Source organism: Microbulbifer elongatus (assembly GCF_020524885.1).
GTDB classification, from domain to species: Bacteria; Pseudomonadota; Gammaproteobacteria; order Pseudomonadales; family Cellvibrionaceae; genus Microbulbifer; species Microbulbifer elongatus_A.
Map to the genome: position 1 here is coordinate 177805 of NZ_JAIVKJ010000005.1, position 18606 is coordinate 196410.

The window sequence follows — 18606 nt, forward strand, 5'->3', positions numbered from 1 at the left end:
CGATGGCCACCGTAAAGGAAAACCTGCTGCGCGCGACGGAACTGGCAGAAAGCGACAGCCCGCGGCTGGACCTGGAGGTGTTGCTCTGCCACCTGCTCGGCAAGTCCCGTGCCTGGCTCTACACCTGGCCAGAACACTCGCTGGATGAATCCCAGCAAACTGAATTTGATGCCCTGGTAGCGCGGCGCATCGCCGGAGAGCCGGTGGCCCACCTCACCGGCAGCCGGGAGTTTTGGTCCCTGCCGTTAAAGGTCAATCGCTCCACTCTGATTCCGCGCCCGGACACCGAGGTGCTGGTGGAAACCGTGCTGTCGCTTTGCCCGCAAACTGAGGCAAGCGTACTTGACCTGGGCACCGGTACTGGTGCTATTGCCCTGGCACTGGCCAGTGAAAAAAAACACTGGCAGATCACCGCCGTCGATACCATGCCGGCGGCGGTGGCGCTGGCGGAAGAAAATCGAAAGTTGCTCGGTTTCCACAATGTGGAAATCCTGCAGAGCGACTGGTTTTCTGCACTGGCAGACCAGCGTTTTGATGTGATCGTCAGCAACCCGCCCTATATCGATACCCAGGATCCGCATTTACGAGAAGGTGACGTGCGTTTCGAGCCGTTGTCGGCACTGGTAGCGGATGAGCAGGGGCTGGCGGATATCCGCAAAATAGCGGCTGACGCCCGCGGTTTTCTCTCCCAGAATGGCATGCTTGCTGTGGAACACGGTTGGGAGCAGGGCAAGGCGGTAAGAAAAGTTTTCGCAGAACACGGCTATACCGAAGTGGAAACCCGTCTTGACTATGCCGGGCGGGAACGTATTACGCTCGGCCGATATCACAACGCTCTCCCGTAGGAGTCAGCTCTGCAGGCGAACAGCCAAGAGTTACGCCCGATCGCCTGCGAGGCAGGCTGTTACAGAAAGTCGCGCAAATGGCAGGATGCTCCCATGCACGATCACTCTCATCATCACCGCGGAAGCGGTCATCTGAAGCCCTTGGTCTGGGGTCTCGTTATCACGCTTACCTTTGCCGTGGTAGAAGCTATTGGCGGTTGGGTTTCCGGGTCCCTCGCGCTGCTCGGTGATGCCGGACACATGGTTACCGATTCTTTTTCTCTCGCTCTCGCTGCTATTGCGGCGCTGCTCGCACAGAAGCCCGCAAGCCGCGAAATGTCGTTCGGCTGGGGGCGTGCAGAAGTACTCGCGGCGATGGTCAACGCGGTACTGATGTTGCTGATTGTTGTTGGTATTTCCATTGCCGCATTTGACCGCCTGCGCAACCCACAGCCAGTTCAGGGCGGTATGGTGATGCTTATCGCGTCGATCGGGCTGTTGGTCAATCTCGTGGTCGCCTGGGTGCTACACCGGGGTGAGCAGACGTTGAATATCCGCGGTGCGCTGTTGCATGTGATGGGAGACTTGCTCGGCTCAGTGGCGGCGCTGGCAGCGGGTGCGGTGATTTACTTCACCGGCTGGACGCCGATCGATCCGCTGCTGTCCGTACTGATCTGCGCCCTGATCCTTTTTTCCAGCCTGAAATTGCTGCGCGATGCCGTGGACGTATTGATGCAGCGGGTGCCGCGGGAATTGAGCCTGCCCGTAGTGGGGGAAACCATGGTGGCGGTGGAAGGCGTGCGCTCGGTACACGACCTGCATATCTGGCGGCTGGACAGCAGAATGGTTTCGCTGTCGGCGCACATTGTTGTAGACGACCTGGAAGCCTGGCCGCGAGTGCTGGAGCGTTTGCGGGAAACGCTGGGCCAGCGCTTCGATATTCAACATGTAACACTGCAGCCGGAGCCGTTGCAGTTTGATACCGCGCCGATTATCGACCGGGTTAGCCCGGGAAAATAGCGACGGTACCAGACTGAATTTTTCTTAGTCCTCTTCCCTGTCCTCGTCGTGCTCTGCTGGCGGTGCATCGCCTTCAGCGCTGGATTCCTCCGTCGCCTGTTCGGGTTGTTGCTCTGTGGTATTTGCGTCAGTTTGTTCAACCTCTGCGGGCTCCGCTTCTGCGGTCACTTCTTCCGGCGAACTGATCTGTTCCTCCGGTGCCTGGATTCCGATGTGATAGGCGGCAAATCCGGGTTGCACGACCTGGTTCATGGCCATACCCAACACGCGTCCATTGTATTGTGAGCGGATTTCCTTGCGCACATTGGTAATCGGGTTGGTAACCGTGCCCAGCAGGTCGCCCTTGCGCACGAATTCGCCCAGCTGCACCTTGCTGAAAATGATCCCGCCGGTGGTGGCGCGTTGCCAGGTTGAGTTGTAGTACACCGGTTCCGGGTCGCCCCACAGGCGGAATTTGCTCACCATCCCCAGCTGGTTCAGCAGGGTGCGAATGCCCTTCACGCTATGGCTGACCGAGGGCTCGTCCAGCACCATGGGAGCGCCGGCCTCCAGCGTTACCGTGGGAATACCGGATTCGACCGCGGCGCGGCGCAGGGTTCCCTTGGCGCCATCGCTGTGCAGTACCACCGTGGAGCCGAAGCCTTTGGTGAGTTTTACCACCTTCGGATTTTTCAGGTCACCGCGCAGCTGTGGCAGGTTGGTGCGGTAGAAAGATCCGGTGTGCAGGTCGACAATCGCATTGCATTGGGTAACGACTTCATCAAAAAATGAGCGCGCGATACGGGAGGCGGAAGAGCCGTGATCGTCGCCCGGGAAGTGGCGGTTCAGGTCCCGGCGATCAGTCAGATAGCGGGAGCCCCGATGGAAGCCCTGAAGGTTGACGATGGGCACCCCGATAACGGCGCCTTTCAATGTTTGCGGATCCAGGTTGTACATCACCCGGCGCACGGTTTCGATACCGTTCAATTCATCGCCGTGGATCGCCGCGAACAGGCACAGTGTCGGGCCGGTCTCCGCACCGTTAACCACCAGTACCGGCGTTGCACTGTAAACGCCTTCAAAATGCTGACTGGGTGACCAGGCCAGGCGGGTGGAGGTGGCTGGTGGCACTTCCGCGCCCAGCAGCTGCAACGCCTTGCCGACCGGTGCTTCCTGGGTGGGCTCGGTTGCAGGTTCTGCCGTGGGCTTTTTCGGGGATTCGGCCGCTGGGCTTTTCCGCTCAGCTTTGCTCTCAGGCTCTTCCTGCGGTGGTGTTGCCAGCTCCTGTTCACTGACCGGCTTGTCCAGCTCGATGCTTTTGGCTTTCGGCATCGGCTTTTCCGGTTGGTCGGCCGGGCTGGCATCGGTGGCCGGGCGTTTGCTGGCCTCCAGTTCTTCCGGGTTCTGTGGTGGTTGCTCGGATTGCGGTTCTGCGATTTGTGCCGAGGTACCCCCCACCGGTTCGCCATTCTCGTCCAACTCCTCCGCGATTAGCGGGGTGGCGTGGCAGGCGAGGGCAAGGATCAGGGGTAAGCTGGTAGAAAGGCTCGAAGAGCGGCGGCGCATGAACAACTCCGGTGCGTGCAATCAGGGAAATCAGTCAGTTTGCTGAGAGCGCGAGTATAGCCAATCGGTTCCCGGGAAATTGCGCGGCAATTGGCGGTTTTGTGATCTCGCGCGGATTAGCGTGCACTCACTAGCGCTGTGCGGCTTGTCTGCCGCAACCGCCAGATCAGCAGTATCGCCGCGGTGCCAAGGCCAATGCAGATACCCACCCAGTAACCGTAGACCCCCCAGAATTGCTCCCCCAGCCAGTAGGCTGAAGTCAGCCCCACCAGCCAGTAGGAAAACAGTTGCAGATACATGGGCACCCGGGTGTCCTTGTAACCGCGCAGCGCGCCCCAGGCCATGGCTTGGGCCACATCCACCAGCTGGAAGGCCGCAGCGAGAAGCAGCAGGTTGGTGGCCACGGCAATGATTTCCGGGTTGCTGGTGTAAGCGAGTACAAACAGGTTGCGCAGGCTAATCAGCACGATACCCGTACATAGGGCGTAAATAAGGCCACTGCCGACGCCCACAATACTGACAAATCGCGCTCGCTTGGGGCGCCCCTGGCCGAGTACCTGGGCGGTGCGGATACTGACTGCCTGGGCCAGCGCCAGTGCCACCAGATAGAAAATAGAGCCGATGCTCAGGCCGATCTGGTGTGCTGCGACAATAGTGGCGCCGTAAGCGGCCAGCAGCAGGGTAAGGCTGGCAAAGAAGGTAACCTCACTGGCAGCGCCAATGCAGATCGGCATACCCACTGCCAGCAGGTGCTTCAGGGTAGGCCAGTGTGGGCGCGGCGGCAGAAGTTTCAGATCGAGGGCGCGGTAAGCGGGGTCGTGGCCCGCGTGCCAGTAGAGAGCGATGGCGATACTCCAGCACACCATGCTGGTGGCCCAGCCGCAACCAGCCCCACCCATGGCGGGAATAGGGCCCCAGCCAAAGACAAACAGGATGTCCAGCGGGATATTCAGGGCCGCGGCGGCGAGATAGATCCGCATCACCGGTCGCACCTGCGCCATCCCCTCACAGTAGCCGCGCAGCGCACTGCCAAAGGCAAAGGGCAGGGTACCGGTAGCCAGCGCCATCAGATATTGCACCATGACCTTGCGCACCGGCTCTTCGGTCTGGATCCACTGGCTCCAGAGGGGCGCTGCTAACAAAGCGCCGGCCACCAGCAGGCCGCCGATCAGTGCAATCCATACCGACTGGCTCATCTGTCGCGCGCAACCCTGCTCGTTGCGGGCGCCGCGCAGGTTGGCTACCACCGGCGATACGGCTGCGAGCATGCCGATCAGGGTGACAGCGCAAACCGCCCAGATACTGGAGCCCAGCGCCAGCCCCGCCAGATCCACCTCGCCGGACTGCCCGGCAACAATAGTGTCGGTGACCCCCATGCTGACCACCGCCAGGTTGCTCACCACCAGTGGGCCACCCAGCTTGGTGAGGTGGCGCAGCTCCGTGGCTGTGGCGCGTTTGTAGAGTCTGAACATCGGATTGCTATTGGCGATAGTTGGCGATAGATAGCAGCTGGCTAAACTGATCGAACTCGGTCCGCGCGAAGTGTAAGAAATCACGGCCTTCGGCGACCAGTCTTCGGTAAATAAAAACGTGCTGCAATCAGTATTGAAGAAAACGGGAGCGGATTATGGATGGGGCACACAGCGGGTTCAATCGGATTTACAGCTGTTTTCTGCACTCGCTGCGGCCACTGGATGGACTGGGGCCGCTGGCATTGCGCCTCTTCCTCGGTCCCATTTTTATTCTCGCCGGCTGGAACAAGATTAACGGGATCGACAATGTAGCCGCCTGGTTCGGCAACCCAGACTGGGGGCTTGGGTTGCCCGCTCCGGTATTGATGGCCTGGTTGGCGGCGCTGACGGAGTTTCTTGGTGGCATCGCGCTGGTGCTTGGCTTGGGGGTGCGCCTCGCCGCCATCCCCCTGATGATCACCATGGCGGTTGCTGCAGTAACCGCTCACTGGCAGTACGGCTGGCATGCGTTGCCGGAGCAGACGCTCACCATGCCCTGGGAGTGGCGCAAAGATCTGATTGAAGAGGCGGTAGCGCGTAAGGAAAAAGCGGTGGAGCTGCTCGAGGCCTATGGCAATTACGCGTGGCTTACCGAAGCGGGTAATTTCACCGTGCTGAAAAATGGTATTGAGTTTGCGGCCACTTACTTCGTGATGCTGTTGGCGCTGCTGTTCACCGGGGGCGGGCGCTTTGTGAGCCTCGACTACTGGATTGCCCGCCGCCGCGGGTTACTGCAGGAGTGATACAGGATTGAGATGAGAACCTTGGGGAAAATGCACCATTAGCTCGCCTTTCCCATATAGATGATATACTCGCCGATTATTTAACCCGTTTCCGTGGCCTGCCGGTCACGTGACTACCCGGTTTGGCCATTTGCGGCCCGCCGGCGCAATTGAGCGAGCAATCTTTTGATAGGCAAGTTTTTCCGTCGTTCGTCTGACAAGTCCGAATCCACTTCCGAGGGCCAGAAGTCGGCCTCATCAAAACCTGAGCAGAGTGCCGGTAACGCTCGCCAAGAGGGCGCTAGTGAGGGCACCAAAGGGCGCCAGCGCGACCGTCGTCGAGGTGGTGCGAAAGGTGCGAGTAAAGGTGCCGGCAAGGGCGGTGAAGGTTCTCGTGGGCGCAGCGCGGCGAAGAAGGCCCCGCAGAAGCCCTGGAGCCTCGACGAGTTTCAGGTGCCGGAGCAGGAAGGTAAAGTACGCTTCCACGACCTCGACCTGCCGCTGCCGCTGATGCACGCCATTGCGGACCTCGGTTTCCAGTACGCCTCTCCTATTCAGGGCCAGTCTCTCCCCCATACCCTGAATGGTCACGACCTGGTAGGTAAAGCCCAGACGGGTACCGGCAAGACCGCGGCCTTCCTGATCACCGTTATCGACGACCTGCTCAAGAATCCGTTTGATGGCCAGCGCTACGCTGGTGAAGCCCGCGCGCTGATCATTGCGCCCACCCGCGAGCTGGTAATGCAGATCGCCGACGACGCCAAGGGGCTGTGCAAGTACACCGATCTGGAAATCCACACCCTTGTAGGAGGTATGGATTACCAGAAACAGCAGAAAGCGTTGAATGAGCGTCTCGTGGATATTCTGGTGGCCACCCCCGGTCGTCTGCTGGACTTTGTCAGTAAACGCGACTGCTTCCTCGATCAGACTGAAATCCTGGTGATCGATGAAGCGGACCGCATGCTGGATATGGGCTTTATTCCCGATGTGCGCCGCATTGTGCGCCAGACCCCGCGCAAGACCCACCGCCAGACCATGTTCTTCTCCGCCACCTTCACCCCGGAAGTGGACGACCTGGTGGAGCAGTGGACGACGGAACCGGTGATTGTAGAAATCGAACCGGAGCGCGTGGCGACGGAATCGGTCACCCAGCATGTGTACCTGGTGTCAGGCGATGAGAAGTATCCGCTGCTGTATAACATCGTGCAGCAGGACGACGTGGAAAGCCTGATCGTCTTCGCCAACCGTCGCGACCAGTGCCGCCGTTTGCATGAAAACCTGCTGGCGCACGGTATTAACGCGGGCCTGTTGTCGGGTGAAGTAGCACAGAACAAGCGTGTGCGTACCCTGGAAGATTTCAAGACCGGAAAATCCAAGGTGCTGGTCGCCACCGATGTGGCCGGCCGCGGTATCCATATTGACGGCATCAGCCACGTGGTGAATTACACCCTGCCGGAAGAGCCGGAAGATTACGTGCACCGAATCGGTCGTACCGGTCGTGCGGGCAAGAGCGGTACCTCTATCAGCTTCGCCTGTGAAGATGATGCGATGCGCCTAGAGCCGATCGAGGGTCTGCTGGGCAACAAGCTGAAGTGCGAAGTGCCGCCGGAAGAGTTGCTGGTAGCGCCGCCGAAGGTGCATGTAAAACGCAGCAGTGGCGGCGATCGCAATGATCGCGGCGGTCGTGGTGGAAGCCGCGGCGGGCGCAGTGGCGGTGGACGTCCGCGCCGGTAATTCCTTTCTTTATTGTACTGCCCGGGACGCATCCGACCCCGGGTAGCCACCTTCTTTAATCCCGGCCGACCGGGTTTCCGTCAGTCTTTCAGCAATTGCTTGCGATACTCCCTGAGTAGCTTGCGACGTGCTTTGGAGACGGTGGGATAACACATATTCATTTCATTCAGCGCCTTGAGCACTGCGCTCGCAACAATGAGGCGCATGTTTTTTTTGTCGTCTGCGGGCACTACATACCAGGGAGCGTGCGGGGTGGCAGTCTCATTGATCATATCCTCAAACGCGCGTTGATAATCGTCCCAGAAACCGCGTTCTTTCAGATCCGTCTCCGAGAATTTCCAGTTCTTTTCTGGCTCATCAATACGGGATAGAAAGCGCTTGCGCTGTTCGCCGCGAGAAAGATTAAGGAAAAACCTCAGTGTGACGGTGCCATTGTCTGAGTTGTAGCGCTCGAGAGAGCGGATGGCTTCAAAGCGGCTGGCAAAAAGTGCGTCCAGGTCGCGCGTATGCTCACCCGGTATTTTCTGGTATTTGGTAACCAGCTCGGGGTGCACACGGCACACCAGCACTTCTTCATAATAAGATCGGTTGAAAACCCCGATATTGCCGCGCTTGGGCATGACGATGGAGGTGCGCCAGAGGAAGTTGTGCTCCAGCTCCGCGCTGGTGGGGTGTTTGAATGAAGTGATTTCCACACCGTGTGGATTGACGCCGTTAAAAACCGCGCGGATGGTTCCGTCCTTACCTGCCGCATCCAGCGCCTGAAAAACGGTCAGCAGGCTGTAGCGGTTGTGCGCGTACATGATTTGCTGACGTTCATCGATGGCGCCGCGTAATTTGCGAATCCTTTTCTGGTAATCCTGCTTGTCCCGGTAGAGAGGATCGATCCGGGTAGGGCAACTTCCCCGTCGATACTTCTTCTCACCGTCGAATCGGATTCCCTTCCAGTCGATGTCCATTTGCCTGTCATGCTCCGCCGCCGGTCTTGCCTCTATTCAAGGTTAGACTCTTGGCTAGAGAGGCGGCGGGCGTTGAGGCTCTCGGCCGGTAGGCCCAGTCTTCAGGGTTACTTCTTGGGGCCGTCGATCCCTTTTGGCCACTTCTTTTCGGCGGGAGTGCTGGCGCTGGAGGTCGTGGCTTGCGCCGGAGCGGTCGGCACGGCGGCGCCATTTGGTCCCCCATTTGGACCTTGTCCGGGGTCGCCTTCGGCCCAGATGCGCTCCACCCACAATGCGGTGCCGCCGGCCACGGCAGCAGGCATAACGAAGATGTTGAGTATCGGCACCATCTTCGCCAGCATCACTGCGCCACCAAAGCCCAGGGTGGTGAACTTCTTGCGCATCAGTACGGTTTTCAGTTCAGAAAAAGAGCGCTGGTGGTTGTCCAGCGGGTAATCCACGTACTGGATGGCCATGCACCAGGCGCCCCAGAGGGCACCGAGAATGGCGGGGATGAAGACTGTCCAGCTGGTAAGCAGGGCGATGATGAAGATCACGATACCCCAGCCGATAAAGTACATCAGCTTGCGCAGCTCGCGCCCGAGGGTGCGGAATACCATGCTGTGCAGGGCTTCCGGGGGCGGCGGGTGGCCGGTGAGCAGCTCTTCGACCTTTTCCGCGAGGAAGCCGTTAAACGGTGCGGCAATAATGTTGGTAATGATGCCGAACAGGTAGCCGTACACAAAGAAGAACAGCAGCACCACGACAATGGCAATCAACCACGCCAGCCACTGGAATACACTCGCGGCCCAGTCTGCGCCCTTGGCCAGGATCGCGCGCCACCAGGACATGTTGGAGGTATCGACGGGGGTGTCGGAAAGCAGGCTGCCGATATAGCTGCCGAGGTCGTCGAACTGGCTGATCATCAGGGCGCCCAGTGCGATAAACAGCACCAGGTTGATGAGCAGGGGGATAATGATGAATGGGCGCAGCTCTTTCCGGGTTAGCAGCTGCGCCCCCCGGATCAGTGCGTGTACGCCGTGTGCCGGGTTGGAAGTCATGACTTACTGCGCTCCTGCTGCCTTCAGAATGTCAGCATACTCGGCACTCTGCTCATGTTCGCTGATTCGCGCCAGCAGTGTCTGCCCTTCCGGGCTCTGGCTGTTCAGGTCCAGTCCCTGTTCCTTGAACATGCGCACGAAGGTTTCAAAATTCTCCGCCTTCATGCCGCGGTAAGCGCGCTCCAGCAGGTAGAAATCCCGATTGAACCCTTCCGGGGCTTCACCAACTAAAAAGCCGGCGATACGTTCATCGTCGAATACTTCGCCGAGGACTTTTTGTTTGTCTTTTTTCAGGCTCACTTGTTAATTCCTTTTTGGTCTGTTATTGCTCTTGTGGTCGTGCCACCTTTGCTACCTGTTGGGCAGTTTGGTGGCGGCGCTGCCGCCGGTATTTGTTTGCGAAACACGCCGTGAACCCATCCATGGGGGCTCTTCCGCGAGGTCCCTCTCGCGGAAGGTTTCGCAAACAAATACCGGCGACATCGCCTTAGCATGTGAGTTTTTTGCCTTCGACAATCAGCTCGAAGTGCAGTTGTTCGAATTGAAGGTCAGGTGCCGGGGGAGGCTTTTCGAAAGCGTCAGCGACAGGGACGTCGCTGACGCAGCGTACAGGGATGTATTCCCAGGGGGACGCCTAGTTCGGTTTCGAAAAGCCTCACCCGGTGCCTGGCTGCCACCGGTGGTGCTAAAAAACGTACCTCCGGGATAAGTCGTCAGAGAAGCGCGTCCAGTTTCTCTTTCAGGATCTTGTTGATCATCTGCGGATTCGCCTGTCCCTTGGAGGCCTTCATGATCTGGCCTACAAAGAAGCCCATCATCTTGGGGCGTTTGTCCGGATCGGCGTTGCGGTAGTTTTCCACCTGGGAAGTCGAGGCTGCAATCACATCATCTACCAGTTTCTCGATAGCACCCGTGTCGGAAACCTGCTTAAGACCCTTGGCTTCAATTACTGTGTCCGCATCGCCGTCACCATTCGCCATCGCCTCAAACACCTGCTTGGCGATCTTCGATGAAATGGTGTTGTCCTTGATACGCGCAATCAGACCCGCCAGGTGCTCCGCAGAAACTGGAGAATCCTCGATGGATTTCTCCTCGCGATTCAACAGCGCCGCCAGCTCACCCATTACCCAGTTTGCAGCGAGTTTCGCTTCGCCGGACTTGGCCGCTACCTGCTCGAAGTAGTCCGCAGTCGCCCGTTCCTGGGTTAGCTGATCTGCATCGTAGGCGGATAGGCCGTAGTCCTTCTCAAACCGTGCGCACTTCGCATCCGGCAGCTCCGGCAACTCGCCGCGAATCTGCTCCACGTAATCATCGGTGAGTACCACCGGCAACAGGTCCGGGCAGGGGAAGTAGCGGTAATCATTGGCTACTTCCTTGCTGCGCATGGAGCGGGTTTCGTTTTTGTCCGCATCGTACAGGCGGGTTTCCTGTGTCACCTTGCCACCGTCTTCGATCAGGTCGATCTGGCGCTGGGCCTCTACCTTGATGGCCTTCTCGATAAACCGGAAGGAGTTCAGGTTCTTGATTTCGGTGCGTGTACCCAGTTCCTCTTCGCCCTTGAGACGTACGGAAACGTTGGCGTCGCAGCGTAGGGAGCCCTGGGACATGTCGCCGTCGGAAATACCGAGGTAGGTAACGATGCTGTGGATCTTTTTCAGGTAGGCAACGGCTTCCGCGGCGCTGCGCATATCCGGCTCGGACACGATCTCGATCAGCGGCGTGCCCGCGCGGTTCAGGTCGATACCGGACATGCCGTGAAAGTCTTCATGCAAAGACTTGCCCGCGTCTTCTTCCAGGTGCGCGTGGTGCAGGCGCACGGTCTTGCTACTGCCGTCTTCCAGGTGAATCTCGATCTGGCCTTCGCCGACGATCGGTTGTTCCAGCTGGGTGGTCTGGTAGCCCTTGGGCAGGTCCGGATAGAAATAGTTTTTGCGCTCGAACACGGAGCGCATACCGATTTCTGCATTCATGGCGAGGCCGAACATCACCGCGAAGCGAAAAGCTTCCTCATTCGGCACCGGCAAGGTACCCGGCATGGCCAGGTCTATTGCGCAGGCCTGGGTGTTCGGTTCGGCACCAAAGGCGGTGCTGGCGCCGGAGAAAATTTTTGATTGGGTGGCCAGTTGCACGTGCACTTCCAACCCGATAACGACTTCCCATTCCACGTCGCTTCTCCTTATTCCTACTTATTCTGCTGCCGGGGCGGTTTTTTGATGCCAGTCACTGGCCTGCTGGAACTGGTGCGCCACATTGAGCATGCGTGCCTCGTCCAGGTAGTTGCCAATGAGCTGCAGGCCGACGGGCAGGCCGTGGGCGAAACCGCAGGGGATGGACATGCCGGGCAGGCCGGCCAGGTTGGTGGCAATGGTGTAAATGTCTTCCAGGTACATGGCCACCGGGTCGGCATTTTTCTCGCCCAGCTTGAACGCGGGGTTGGGGGCGGTGGGGCCCATGATCACGTCGACTTTCTGGAACGCGTCGACGAAGTCCTGCTTGATCAGGCGGCGCACCTGCTGGGCCTTGTTGTAGTAGGCGTCATAGTAACCGGCGGACAGGGCGTAGCTGCCGACGAGGATGCGGCGTTTCACTTCCTCACCGAAACCTTCGCCGCGGGAGCGCATGTACAGGTCGCGCAGGTCCGCGGGGTTTTCACAGCGATAGCCATAGCGCACCCCGTCAAAGCGGGACAGGTTGGCGGAGGCCTCTGCCGGGGCAATCACGTAGTAGGCGGGTACCGCCAGCTTGCTGTGGGGCAGGCTGACCTCCACCAGCTCCGCGCCGAGCTTTTCGTAGGCCTTCAGTGCTTCCTGAACCCGCGAGCCCACCTCGCTGTCGAGGCCCTCGCCGAAATACTCTTTCGGTACACCGATCTTCAGGCCCTGGATGCTGTCATTCAGCCTGGCGGTATAGTCTTCGCGCGGGCGGTCGAGGCAGGTGGAGTCTTTTTTGTCCGGGCTCGCCATGACGGACAGCATCAGCGCGGCGTCTTCCGCGGTGCGGGCAATGGGGCCGCCCTGATCGAGGCTGGAGGCAAACGCAATCATGCCCCAGCGCGATACGCGCCCGTATGTGGGCTTCAGGCCGGTAGTACCGGTCATTGCCGCTGGCTGGCGGATGGAGCCGCCGGTATCGGTGGCGGTGGTGCCGGGGACCAGTTGCGCGGCGACCGCGGCGGCGGAACCGCCGGAGGAACCACCGGGAATACGGTCGAGATCCCAGGGGTTTTTCACCGCGCCGTAATAACTGGACTCATTGGAAGAGCCCATGGCGAACTCGTCCATATTGGTTTTACCCAGGCTGACGGCGCCGGCCTGCAGGAAGTTCTCCACCACGGTGGCGTCGTAGGGGGGTACAAAATTGTCGAGCATCTTCGAGCCGCAGCTGGTGCGGACACCGTTGGTGGTGAAGATGTCTTTGTGGGCAATGGGCACGCCGCACAGGGCCGGGGCGTCGCCCTGGGCCAGTCGCGCGTCGGCGGCGGCGGCGTCTTTAAGGGCCTGGTCGCCGGTGACGGTAATAAAACTGTTGAACTGGCTGTCCAGCTGCTGGATACGCTCCAGCAAATGGCTAGTGATTTCGACGCTGGAGAACTGTTTGTCGCGTAGGCCGCGGATGATCTCGGCGATGGTCAACTGATGCATTGGAAATCCGGTTTCTTGTCTATTCTGTATTCGCGTACGGTCCGGTGGGGGGATCGCGGGGTTGGTCTTTGCCCCGTTAGTCGATCACCTTGGGTACCAGATAGAGGCCCGCTTCCGACTGGGGGGCCAGGGCGAGGAATGCTTCGCGACGGTTGGGCTCGGTCACTTCGTCTTTGCGCAGGACCTGCACTTCGTCCAGGGGGTGCGCCATGGGCTCGACGCCGTCGGTATTGACCGCCTGCAGCTGGTCTACCAGTTGCAGTACGTCACCGAGGCGGCTGCTGACTTCGTCAATGGTTTCTTCGGAAATGGCGATGCGGGCCAGTTCGGCCAGCTTTTCAACGGTTTGCGCGTCCACGGCCATGGGGTTAGAGACTCCAGCTTCTCATTGGCTAATTTGCGGCCGGGCCCGGTTTTCCGGGGCCGGCGGGTACAGAAGGAGCGCAAATTTAGCATATCTGTGGGGGAATCTCTTTATGCTTATTTATTAAGGGGCTCCTGAGCCTTGCCCTGAACCCGCGCCGTTGTTAGAGTTTGCCGATTCTGGCCATGGTCCATAGCCGCTGGCCTATTTGACGATGATCGGACGAAAACGCTGTCCGGAACACAGAATTATTTGTGCTGACTAACTACCCTGTAACGCTTTCCCCGCCGGGAGCGCCTCGGGGGCTCCAGTCGGCGCTCACGGCACCTGACCCAGCTTGGGTGTTGTATCTCAGAATTAAGGTAATCGAATTCCATGTTTAAACGTTTGCGGGGCATGTTCTCCAGTGATCTCTCCATCGACCTGGGTACTGCCAATACGCTGATCTACGTACGCGATCGCGGCGTAGTCCTCGATGAACCCTCTGTTGTCGCCATTCGCCATTACAACGGCACCAAGATCGTGGAAGCGGTAGGTGTGGAAGCGAAGCGCATGCTGGGCCGCACCCCGGGCAACATCACGGCTATCCGCCCGCTGAAAGACGGTGTGATCGCGGACTTCCAGGTCACCGAGAAGATGCTGCAGCACTTTATCAAAAAAGTGCACGAAAACAGCTGGATGCGCCCGAGCCCGCGGGTTCTGGTGTGCGTGCCTTGCCAGTCTACCGAAGTGGAGCGTCGCGCTATTCGCGAATCCGCCCTCGGTGCCGGTGCCCGCGAAGTGTGGCTGATTGAAGAGCCCATGGCCGCGGCCATCGGTGCCGGCCTCAAGGTTGAGGAAGCCAGCGGTTCCATGGTTGTGGACATCGGTGGCGGTACTACCGAGATTGCGATCATCTCCCTGAACGGTGTGGTCTACTCAGACTCTGTGCGTATCGGTGGCGACCGCTTCGACGAGGCCATCGTTAACTATGTGCGTCGCAACTACGGCAGCGTGATTGGTGATGCCACCGCCGAGCGCATCAAAGAAGAGATCGGCTGCGCCTACGCAGGCAGCGAAGTGCGCGAGATCGACGTGCGCGGCCGCAATCTGGCAGAAGGGGTACCGCGCAGCTTTACCCTGAACAGCGACGAAATTCTGGAAGCCCTGCAGGAGCCACTGACCGGTATCGTGCAGGCAGTGAAGAGCGCGCTGGAGCAGTCCCCCCCCGAACTGGCTTCTGATATCGCCGAGCGCGGTATGGTGCTTACCGGTGGTGGCGCGCTGCTGCGGGATCTGGACCGTTTACTGATGGAAGAGTCCGGCCTGCCGGTGATCGTCGCCGACGACCCGCTGACCTGTGTTGCCCGTGGTGGTGGCCAGGCGCTGGACATGATGGACAAGAGCCGCCTGTATCTGGTTTCCAACTGATCGGAACCCGTCTGGTGCGGCCGCGCTCAGGGACTATACCCATAGCAGGTATACGAGTGCGGCCGATTCTCCCGCGTACGGACACGCGCAATAGCCAATAACAATATTCTTGCTGAACAGGTCGATGGGGGCCGCCCATTAAACCGCTATTTACCCGAGGTCCGTCGCCGGAATCCCGCATCGTTGTGCTGGGACTGGCGGCGACTGCGCTGATCCTGATCAACCTCTACACCGATTGGCTTGATCCGGTGCGCGAGCGCCTCTCCAGTCTTGCCGCCCCTTTCTACTGGCTGACCGACACTCCCTCTCGCGTGGGCGACTGGGCCGGTGAACAGTTGCGCACCCGAGAAGAGCTGTTGGAAGAAAACAGCCGTCTTCAGCACCAGGTGATGCTGCTGGAGCAGCAGACCCAGCTACTCGCCGCCGTGCGCGCTGAAAATACCCAGCTCAAGGAATTGATGAACTCTGCCGAGAGTGTCGATCAGCGCGTGCTGGTGGCGCAGGTAATCGGCGTGTCACCGGACCCGCTGGAGCATGTGGTGATCATCGACAAGGGGCGCAGCGATGGCGTGCGCCAGGGTGCGGCGATCATGGATGCAAGCGGACTGCTGGGGCAGGTGATCGAGGCCGGGGACATTTCCAGTCGGGTACTGTTGATTACCGATGCCAACCATGCGCTGCCGGTGCAGGTACTGCGCAACAGTGTGCGCGCGGTGGCAGAGGGCACTGGCGACCTCTATCGCCTGAAACTGCGCCACCTCGCCAACACCAGCGATATCCGTGAGGGCGACCTGTTGCTCAGCTCGGGTCTCGGTGGCCGCTTCCCGGCGGGCTACCCGGTGGGCGAGGTGATTTCCGTCAAGCGCGATCCAGGCCATGCCTTCGCCGATGTGGACGTGCAGCCCCGGGGGCGGATGAATCGCAGCCGGTTTGTGATCGCGGTCATTGAGCAGCCGTCCACTGAGCTGCCCGCAGAGAGTGGGTTTGAGCCGGAGTCGGACAGCGGCCTCGAGCCCCGGGATTGAAGCCATGGAAGCTCACAACCGCTGGTTTATCCTGCTGACGATATTTTTTGCCCTGTTATTGTCCGTGATGCCTTTGCCCACCAACTGGCTCTGGTTTCGCCCTGCCTTCTGCGCGCTGCTGGTGATTTTCTGGACCACCCGTATGCCCCAGGAACTGGGAGTTGGCTTTGCCTGGATGGTCGGGTTGGTGGAGGATCTGGTGACTGGCTCAACCCTGGGGGCGCATGCACTGGCGCTGGCGGTTCTGGCGTATTTCAGCCTGCTCACCTACCGCCGCACCCGGGCGTTCAACCCGGGCCAGCAATTGATGTGGATTTTTGTGCTGGTGGGAATCCACCAGTTGCTGGGCAACTGGGTACACAGTCTGGCAGGCCGGGCGGTACCGGGTCTTACCTTTCTGTGGCCGGCACTGACCACCGCACTGCTGTGGCCACTGGTGACTCCCTGGTTACATGGGATGGCTTCCCGGCTTCAAATTCGCTGACCTGAGCCACCCGGGAAGCGTGACCGCGCAAAATAGTGTTAAGTCCTGCACTCAGTGCGGTCATTTTTCGAGCGCTGACGCTATAATCAGGCCCTCAGCCGACCATATTTATGACTCTAATAACCATAAGCCTTGCCCGTGCCCAGATTCGACACCAATACGACCGACACACAGCAGCCTGACAGACAGGAATCTGGTACCCGGCAGCGCCTGATCCTCGCCTCCGCCTCCCCGCGGCGTGCGGAGCTGCTGATGCAGATCGGCGTGACGTTTTCTTCCGCCGCGACTTCCGTTGAAGAGCGCCGCAGCCCCGACGAAGCGCCTGAGGCCTATGTGCTGCGCCTGGCTCAGGAAAAGTCCCGCGCTGGTCTGGCGCTGCTGGACAATCCCAGCACCTGGTCCCTGGGGGCTGATACCCTTGGGGTGGTCGATGGCGAGATCCTGGAAAAACCGCGCGATTTCACCGATTTTGCCCGCATGATGCGCCTGATGTCCGGGCGCGAGCACTCGGTGCTGACCGCCATCTGCCTCACCGGGGCAGGGCAATCGTTCAGTGAGGTGGTAGAGACCCGGGTTCGGTTTCGTGAACTGGATCGGAGATTGATCGAGGGGTACTGGAGCACCGGAGAACCCGCCGACAAAGCGGGTGGTTATGGCATTCAGGGCATGGGTGCGCTGCTGGTGGAATCCATTCACGGCAGTTACAGCAATGTGGTGGGGCTGCCACTGGAGACCCTGGCAGGCTTTCTGGAGCAAGCGGGAATTCCCTACTGGCAGTTCGACAAGCGCACCGCCGGTCAGGCGGCCGGCCCAGGGACGGTTTAGGAGTTACCCCTAGTGAGCGAAGAATTACTCATCAATGTGGCGCCGATGGAGACCCGTGTGGCGCTGGTTGAAAACGGTGTGTTGCAGGAAGTCTATCTGGAGCGCACCGCCAGCCGCGGTATTGTCGGCAATATCTACAAGGGCAAGGTGGTGCGCGTGCTGCCGGGGATGCAGGCGGCGTTTGTGGATATCGGCCTCGAGCGGGCGGGTTTTATCCACGCTTCGGATATAGCGCCATTGGATGAAGAAGGCATGGAGTCCCGCGAGGGCGAAGTGGCAGATATCCGGGCACTGGTGCGCGAGGGGCAGTCGCTGGTGGTGCAGGTGGTGAAGGACCCCATCTCCAGCAAGGGTGCACGCCTGACCACACACCTCTCCGTTTCTGCCCGCTACCTGGTGTATATGCCGCAGACCCGCCACATTGGTATCTCCAACCGCATCGAAGACGAGGCGGAGCGCGAGCGCCTGCGCGAGCTTGTGGACCTGGCGTCGGGGAAACTCGCCGAGGAAGGCCACAGCGGTGACGGTGGGTTTATCCTGCGCACGGTGGCGGAGGGCGTGAGCGAGGAAGAGTTGTTGCGCGACATTCCGTTCCTTTACAAGCTGTGGAATGAATTGGAGCAGCGCATTAAGATTGAGAAAGAGCCGGCGATCATCTACGAGGACCTGCCCTTATTCATGCGTGCCCTGCGGGACCTTGCCCGCCCGCACACCGAAAAAATCCGTATCGACTCCCGCGAGGCCCACGCCCGCGCGGCCAAATTCACCAGTAAGTATGCTCCGGAAATTGCGCCGCGGATCGAACACTATCCCGGCGAACGCCCGCTGTTTGACCTCTATGGTGTCGAGGAGGAGATCCGCAAGGCGCTGCAGAACAAGGTCACCCTCAAATCCGGCGGCTACCTGATCGTCGAGCAGACCGAGGCCATGAGCACCATCGATGTAAATACTGGTGCGTTTGTCGGTCATCGCAATCTCGAAGAGACCATCTTCAAGACCAACCTGGAAGCGGCCACCGCGATTGCCCGCCAGTTGCGCCTGCGCAACCTGGGGGGAATCATCATCATCGACTTTATCGATATGCAGGACACCGAGCACCAGCGGCAGGTATTGCGCACCCTGGAAAAATCCCTGGAGCGGGATCACGCCAAGAGCAGTATCACCGGTGTTTCCGAGCTCGGGCTGGTGGAGATGACGCGCAAGCGCACTCGCGAGTCCCTGGGGCAGATGTTGTGCGAGCCCTGTTCGGTGTGTGCCGGTCGCGGCACCCTGAAAACCGCAGAAACCGTGTGTTATGAAATCTTTCGCGAGATCATTCGCGAGGCGCGGGCCTACGACAGTGAAAAGATCATGGTACTTGCCAGCCAGGTGGTGATAGACCTGTTGCTGGATGAAGAGTCCGCGAATGTGGCGGACCTGGAAGAGTTTATCGCGCGTCCCATCCAGTTCCAGGTGGAGCCCATCTACAACCAGGAGCAGTACGACATTGTACTGGTGTGAGT

17 protein-coding genes are annotated in these 18606 nt (G+C 59.7%); 9 read left to right on the forward strand and 8 right to left on the reverse strand.

Features of this window, described 5'->3' with window-relative positions:
* The first annotated feature begins 2 nt into the window (after positions 1–2).
* Complete coding sequence (gene prmC, locus LC059_RS16415; RefSeq protein ID WP_226704953.1) at positions 3–845, forward strand: peptide chain release factor N(5)-glutamine methyltransferase; 843 nt, start codon at positions 3–5, stop codon at positions 843–845.
* 93 nt (positions 846–938) lie between these two features.
* Entirely contained in the window at positions 939–1844 is a 906-nt protein-coding gene (locus tag LC059_RS16420; RefSeq protein ID WP_226704954.1) for a cation diffusion facilitator family transporter, read from the forward strand.
* Positions 1845–1868: 24 nt separating this feature from the next.
* Here LC059_RS16420 and LC059_RS16425 read toward each other — a convergent pair whose 3' ends face one another.
* Both LC059_RS16425 and LC059_RS16430 read right to left on the reverse strand, forming a co-directional pair.
* On the reverse strand, positions 1869–3389 hold the full coding sequence (locus LC059_RS16425; RefSeq protein ID WP_226704955.1) for a succinylglutamate desuccinylase/aspartoacylase family protein: 1521 nt from the start codon (positions 3387–3389) through the stop codon (positions 1869–1871).
* Between the two features lie 116 nt (positions 3390–3505).
* Positions 3506–4861: an MATE family efflux transporter gene (locus LC059_RS16430; RefSeq protein ID WP_226704956.1), complete on the reverse strand. Its 1356-nt coding sequence runs from the start codon at positions 4859–4861 to the stop codon at positions 3506–3508.
* A 155-nt stretch (positions 4862–5016) separates the two neighbouring features.
* Here LC059_RS16430 and LC059_RS16435 point away from each other — a divergent pair, with 155 nt between their 5' ends.
* Both LC059_RS16435 and rhlB read left to right on the forward strand, forming a co-directional pair.
* The gene (locus LC059_RS16435; protein WP_226704957.1) at positions 5017–5643 is read left to right on the forward strand and encodes a DoxX family protein; all 627 of its coding nucleotides are present in this window, start codon (positions 5017–5019) and stop codon (positions 5641–5643) included.
* Positions 5644–5808: 165 nt separating this feature from the next.
* Positions 5809–7356: an ATP-dependent RNA helicase RhlB gene (gene rhlB, locus LC059_RS16440; RefSeq protein WP_226704958.1), complete on the forward strand. Its 1548-nt coding sequence runs from the start codon at positions 5809–5811 to the stop codon at positions 7354–7356.
* Positions 7357–7436: 80 nt separating this feature from the next.
* On the opposite strand, the gene LC059_RS16445 is transcribed toward rhlB, so the two are convergent.
* The 6 genes from LC059_RS16445 to gatC all read right to left on the reverse strand — a co-directional run bounded on the left by LC059_RS16445 (position 7437) and on the right by gatC (position 13360).
* Positions 7437–8315, reverse strand: a complete 879-nt coding sequence (locus LC059_RS16445) for a PPK2 family polyphosphate kinase (RefSeq protein ID WP_226704959.1) — start codon at positions 8313–8315, stop codon at positions 7437–7439.
* 107 nt (positions 8316–8422) lie between these two features.
* Positions 8423–9355: a sulfate transporter CysZ gene (gene cysZ / locus LC059_RS16450; RefSeq protein WP_226704960.1), complete on the reverse strand. Its 933-nt coding sequence runs from the start codon at positions 9353–9355 to the stop codon at positions 8423–8425.
* A 3-nt stretch (positions 9356–9358) separates the two neighbouring features.
* Positions 9359–9655: a PA4642 family protein gene (locus LC059_RS16455; protein WP_226704961.1), complete on the reverse strand. Its 297-nt coding sequence runs from the start codon at positions 9653–9655 to the stop codon at positions 9359–9361.
* A 413-nt stretch (positions 9656–10068) separates the two neighbouring features.
* Positions 10069–11535, reverse strand: a complete 1467-nt coding sequence (gatB, locus tag LC059_RS16460; RefSeq protein ID WP_319005125.1) for an Asp-tRNA(Asn)/Glu-tRNA(Gln) amidotransferase subunit GatB — start codon at positions 11533–11535, stop codon at positions 10069–10071.
* Positions 11536–11541: 6 nt separating this feature from the next.
* Positions 11542–12996: an Asp-tRNA(Asn)/Glu-tRNA(Gln) amidotransferase subunit GatA gene (gatA, locus tag LC059_RS16465; RefSeq protein ID WP_226704963.1), complete on the reverse strand. Its 1455-nt coding sequence runs from the start codon at positions 12994–12996 to the stop codon at positions 11542–11544.
* A gap of 76 nt (positions 12997–13072) precedes the next feature.
* Positions 13073–13360, reverse strand: a complete 288-nt coding sequence (gene gatC / locus LC059_RS16470; protein WP_226704964.1) for an Asp-tRNA(Asn)/Glu-tRNA(Gln) amidotransferase subunit GatC — start codon at positions 13358–13360, stop codon at positions 13073–13075.
* Between the two features lie 375 nt (positions 13361–13735).
* Between gatC and LC059_RS16475 the strand changes: the two genes are divergently transcribed.
* The 5 genes from LC059_RS16475 to rng all read left to right on the forward strand — a co-directional run bounded on the left by LC059_RS16475 (position 13736) and on the right by rng (position 18604).
* A complete protein-coding gene (locus tag LC059_RS16475; RefSeq protein WP_043318714.1) occupies positions 13736–14770 on the forward strand; it encodes a rod shape-determining protein in 1035 nt (344 codons plus the stop codon).
* 137 nt (positions 14771–14907) lie between these two features.
* Entirely contained in the window at positions 14908–15795 is an 888-nt protein-coding gene (mreC, locus tag LC059_RS16480; RefSeq protein WP_226705025.1) for a rod shape-determining protein MreC, read from the forward strand.
* 4 nt (positions 15796–15799) lie between these two features.
* Positions 15800–16279 carry a rod shape-determining protein MreD gene (mreD, locus tag LC059_RS16485; RefSeq protein ID WP_226704965.1) on the forward strand — a complete coding sequence of 160 codons (480 nt, stop codon included), beginning with the start codon at positions 15800–15802 and terminating at the stop codon, positions 16277–16279.
* Positions 16280–16417: 138 nt separating this feature from the next.
* Positions 16418–17104, forward strand: coding sequence for a Maf family protein (locus LC059_RS16490; protein WP_226704966.1), 687 nt, complete (start codon positions 16418–16420; stop codon positions 17102–17104).
* Between the two features lie 12 nt (positions 17105–17116).
* On the forward strand, positions 17117–18604 hold the full coding sequence (gene rng / locus LC059_RS16495) for a ribonuclease G (RefSeq protein WP_226704967.1): 1488 nt from the start codon (positions 17117–17119) through the stop codon (positions 18602–18604).
* The last annotated feature ends 2 nt before the right edge of the window (positions 18605–18606 follow it).

Coding starts and splice junctions, on each gene's coding strand:
- LC059_RS16435 (WP_226704957.1), top strand. CDS start 5,017: ATGGATGGGGCACACAGCGGGTTCAATCGGATTTACAGCTGTTTTCTG.
- gatA (WP_226704963.1), bottom strand. CDS start 12,996: ATGCATCAGTTGACCATCGCCGAGATCATCCGCGGCCTACGCGACAAA.
- LC059_RS16420 (WP_226704954.1), top strand. CDS start 939: ATGCACGATCACTCTCATCATCACCGCGGAAGCGGTCATCTGAAGCCC.
- LC059_RS16430 (WP_226704956.1), bottom strand. CDS start 4,861: ATGTTCAGACTCTACAAACGCGCCACAGCCACGGAGCTGCGCCACCTC.
- cysZ (WP_226704960.1), bottom strand. CDS start 9,355: ATGACTTCCAACCCGGCACACGGCGTACACGCACTGATCCGGGGGGCG.
- prmC (WP_226704953.1), top strand. CDS start 3: ATGGCCACCGTAAAGGAAAACCTGCTGCGCGCGACGGAACTGGCAGAA.
- LC059_RS16425 (WP_226704955.1), bottom strand. CDS start 3,389: ATGCGCCGCCGCTCTTCGAGCCTTTCTACCAGCTTACCCCTGATCCTT.
- gatC (WP_226704964.1), bottom strand. CDS start 13,360: ATGGCCGTGGACGCGCAAACCGTTGAAAAGCTGGCCGAACTGGCCCGC.
- mreD (WP_226704965.1), top strand. CDS start 15,800: ATGGAAGCTCACAACCGCTGGTTTATCCTGCTGACGATATTTTTTGCC.
- LC059_RS16445 (WP_226704959.1), bottom strand. CDS start 8,315: ATGGACATCGACTGGAAGGGAATCCGATTCGACGGTGAGAAGAAGTAT.
- LC059_RS16475 (WP_043318714.1), top strand. CDS start 13,736: ATGTTTAAACGTTTGCGGGGCATGTTCTCCAGTGATCTCTCCATCGAC.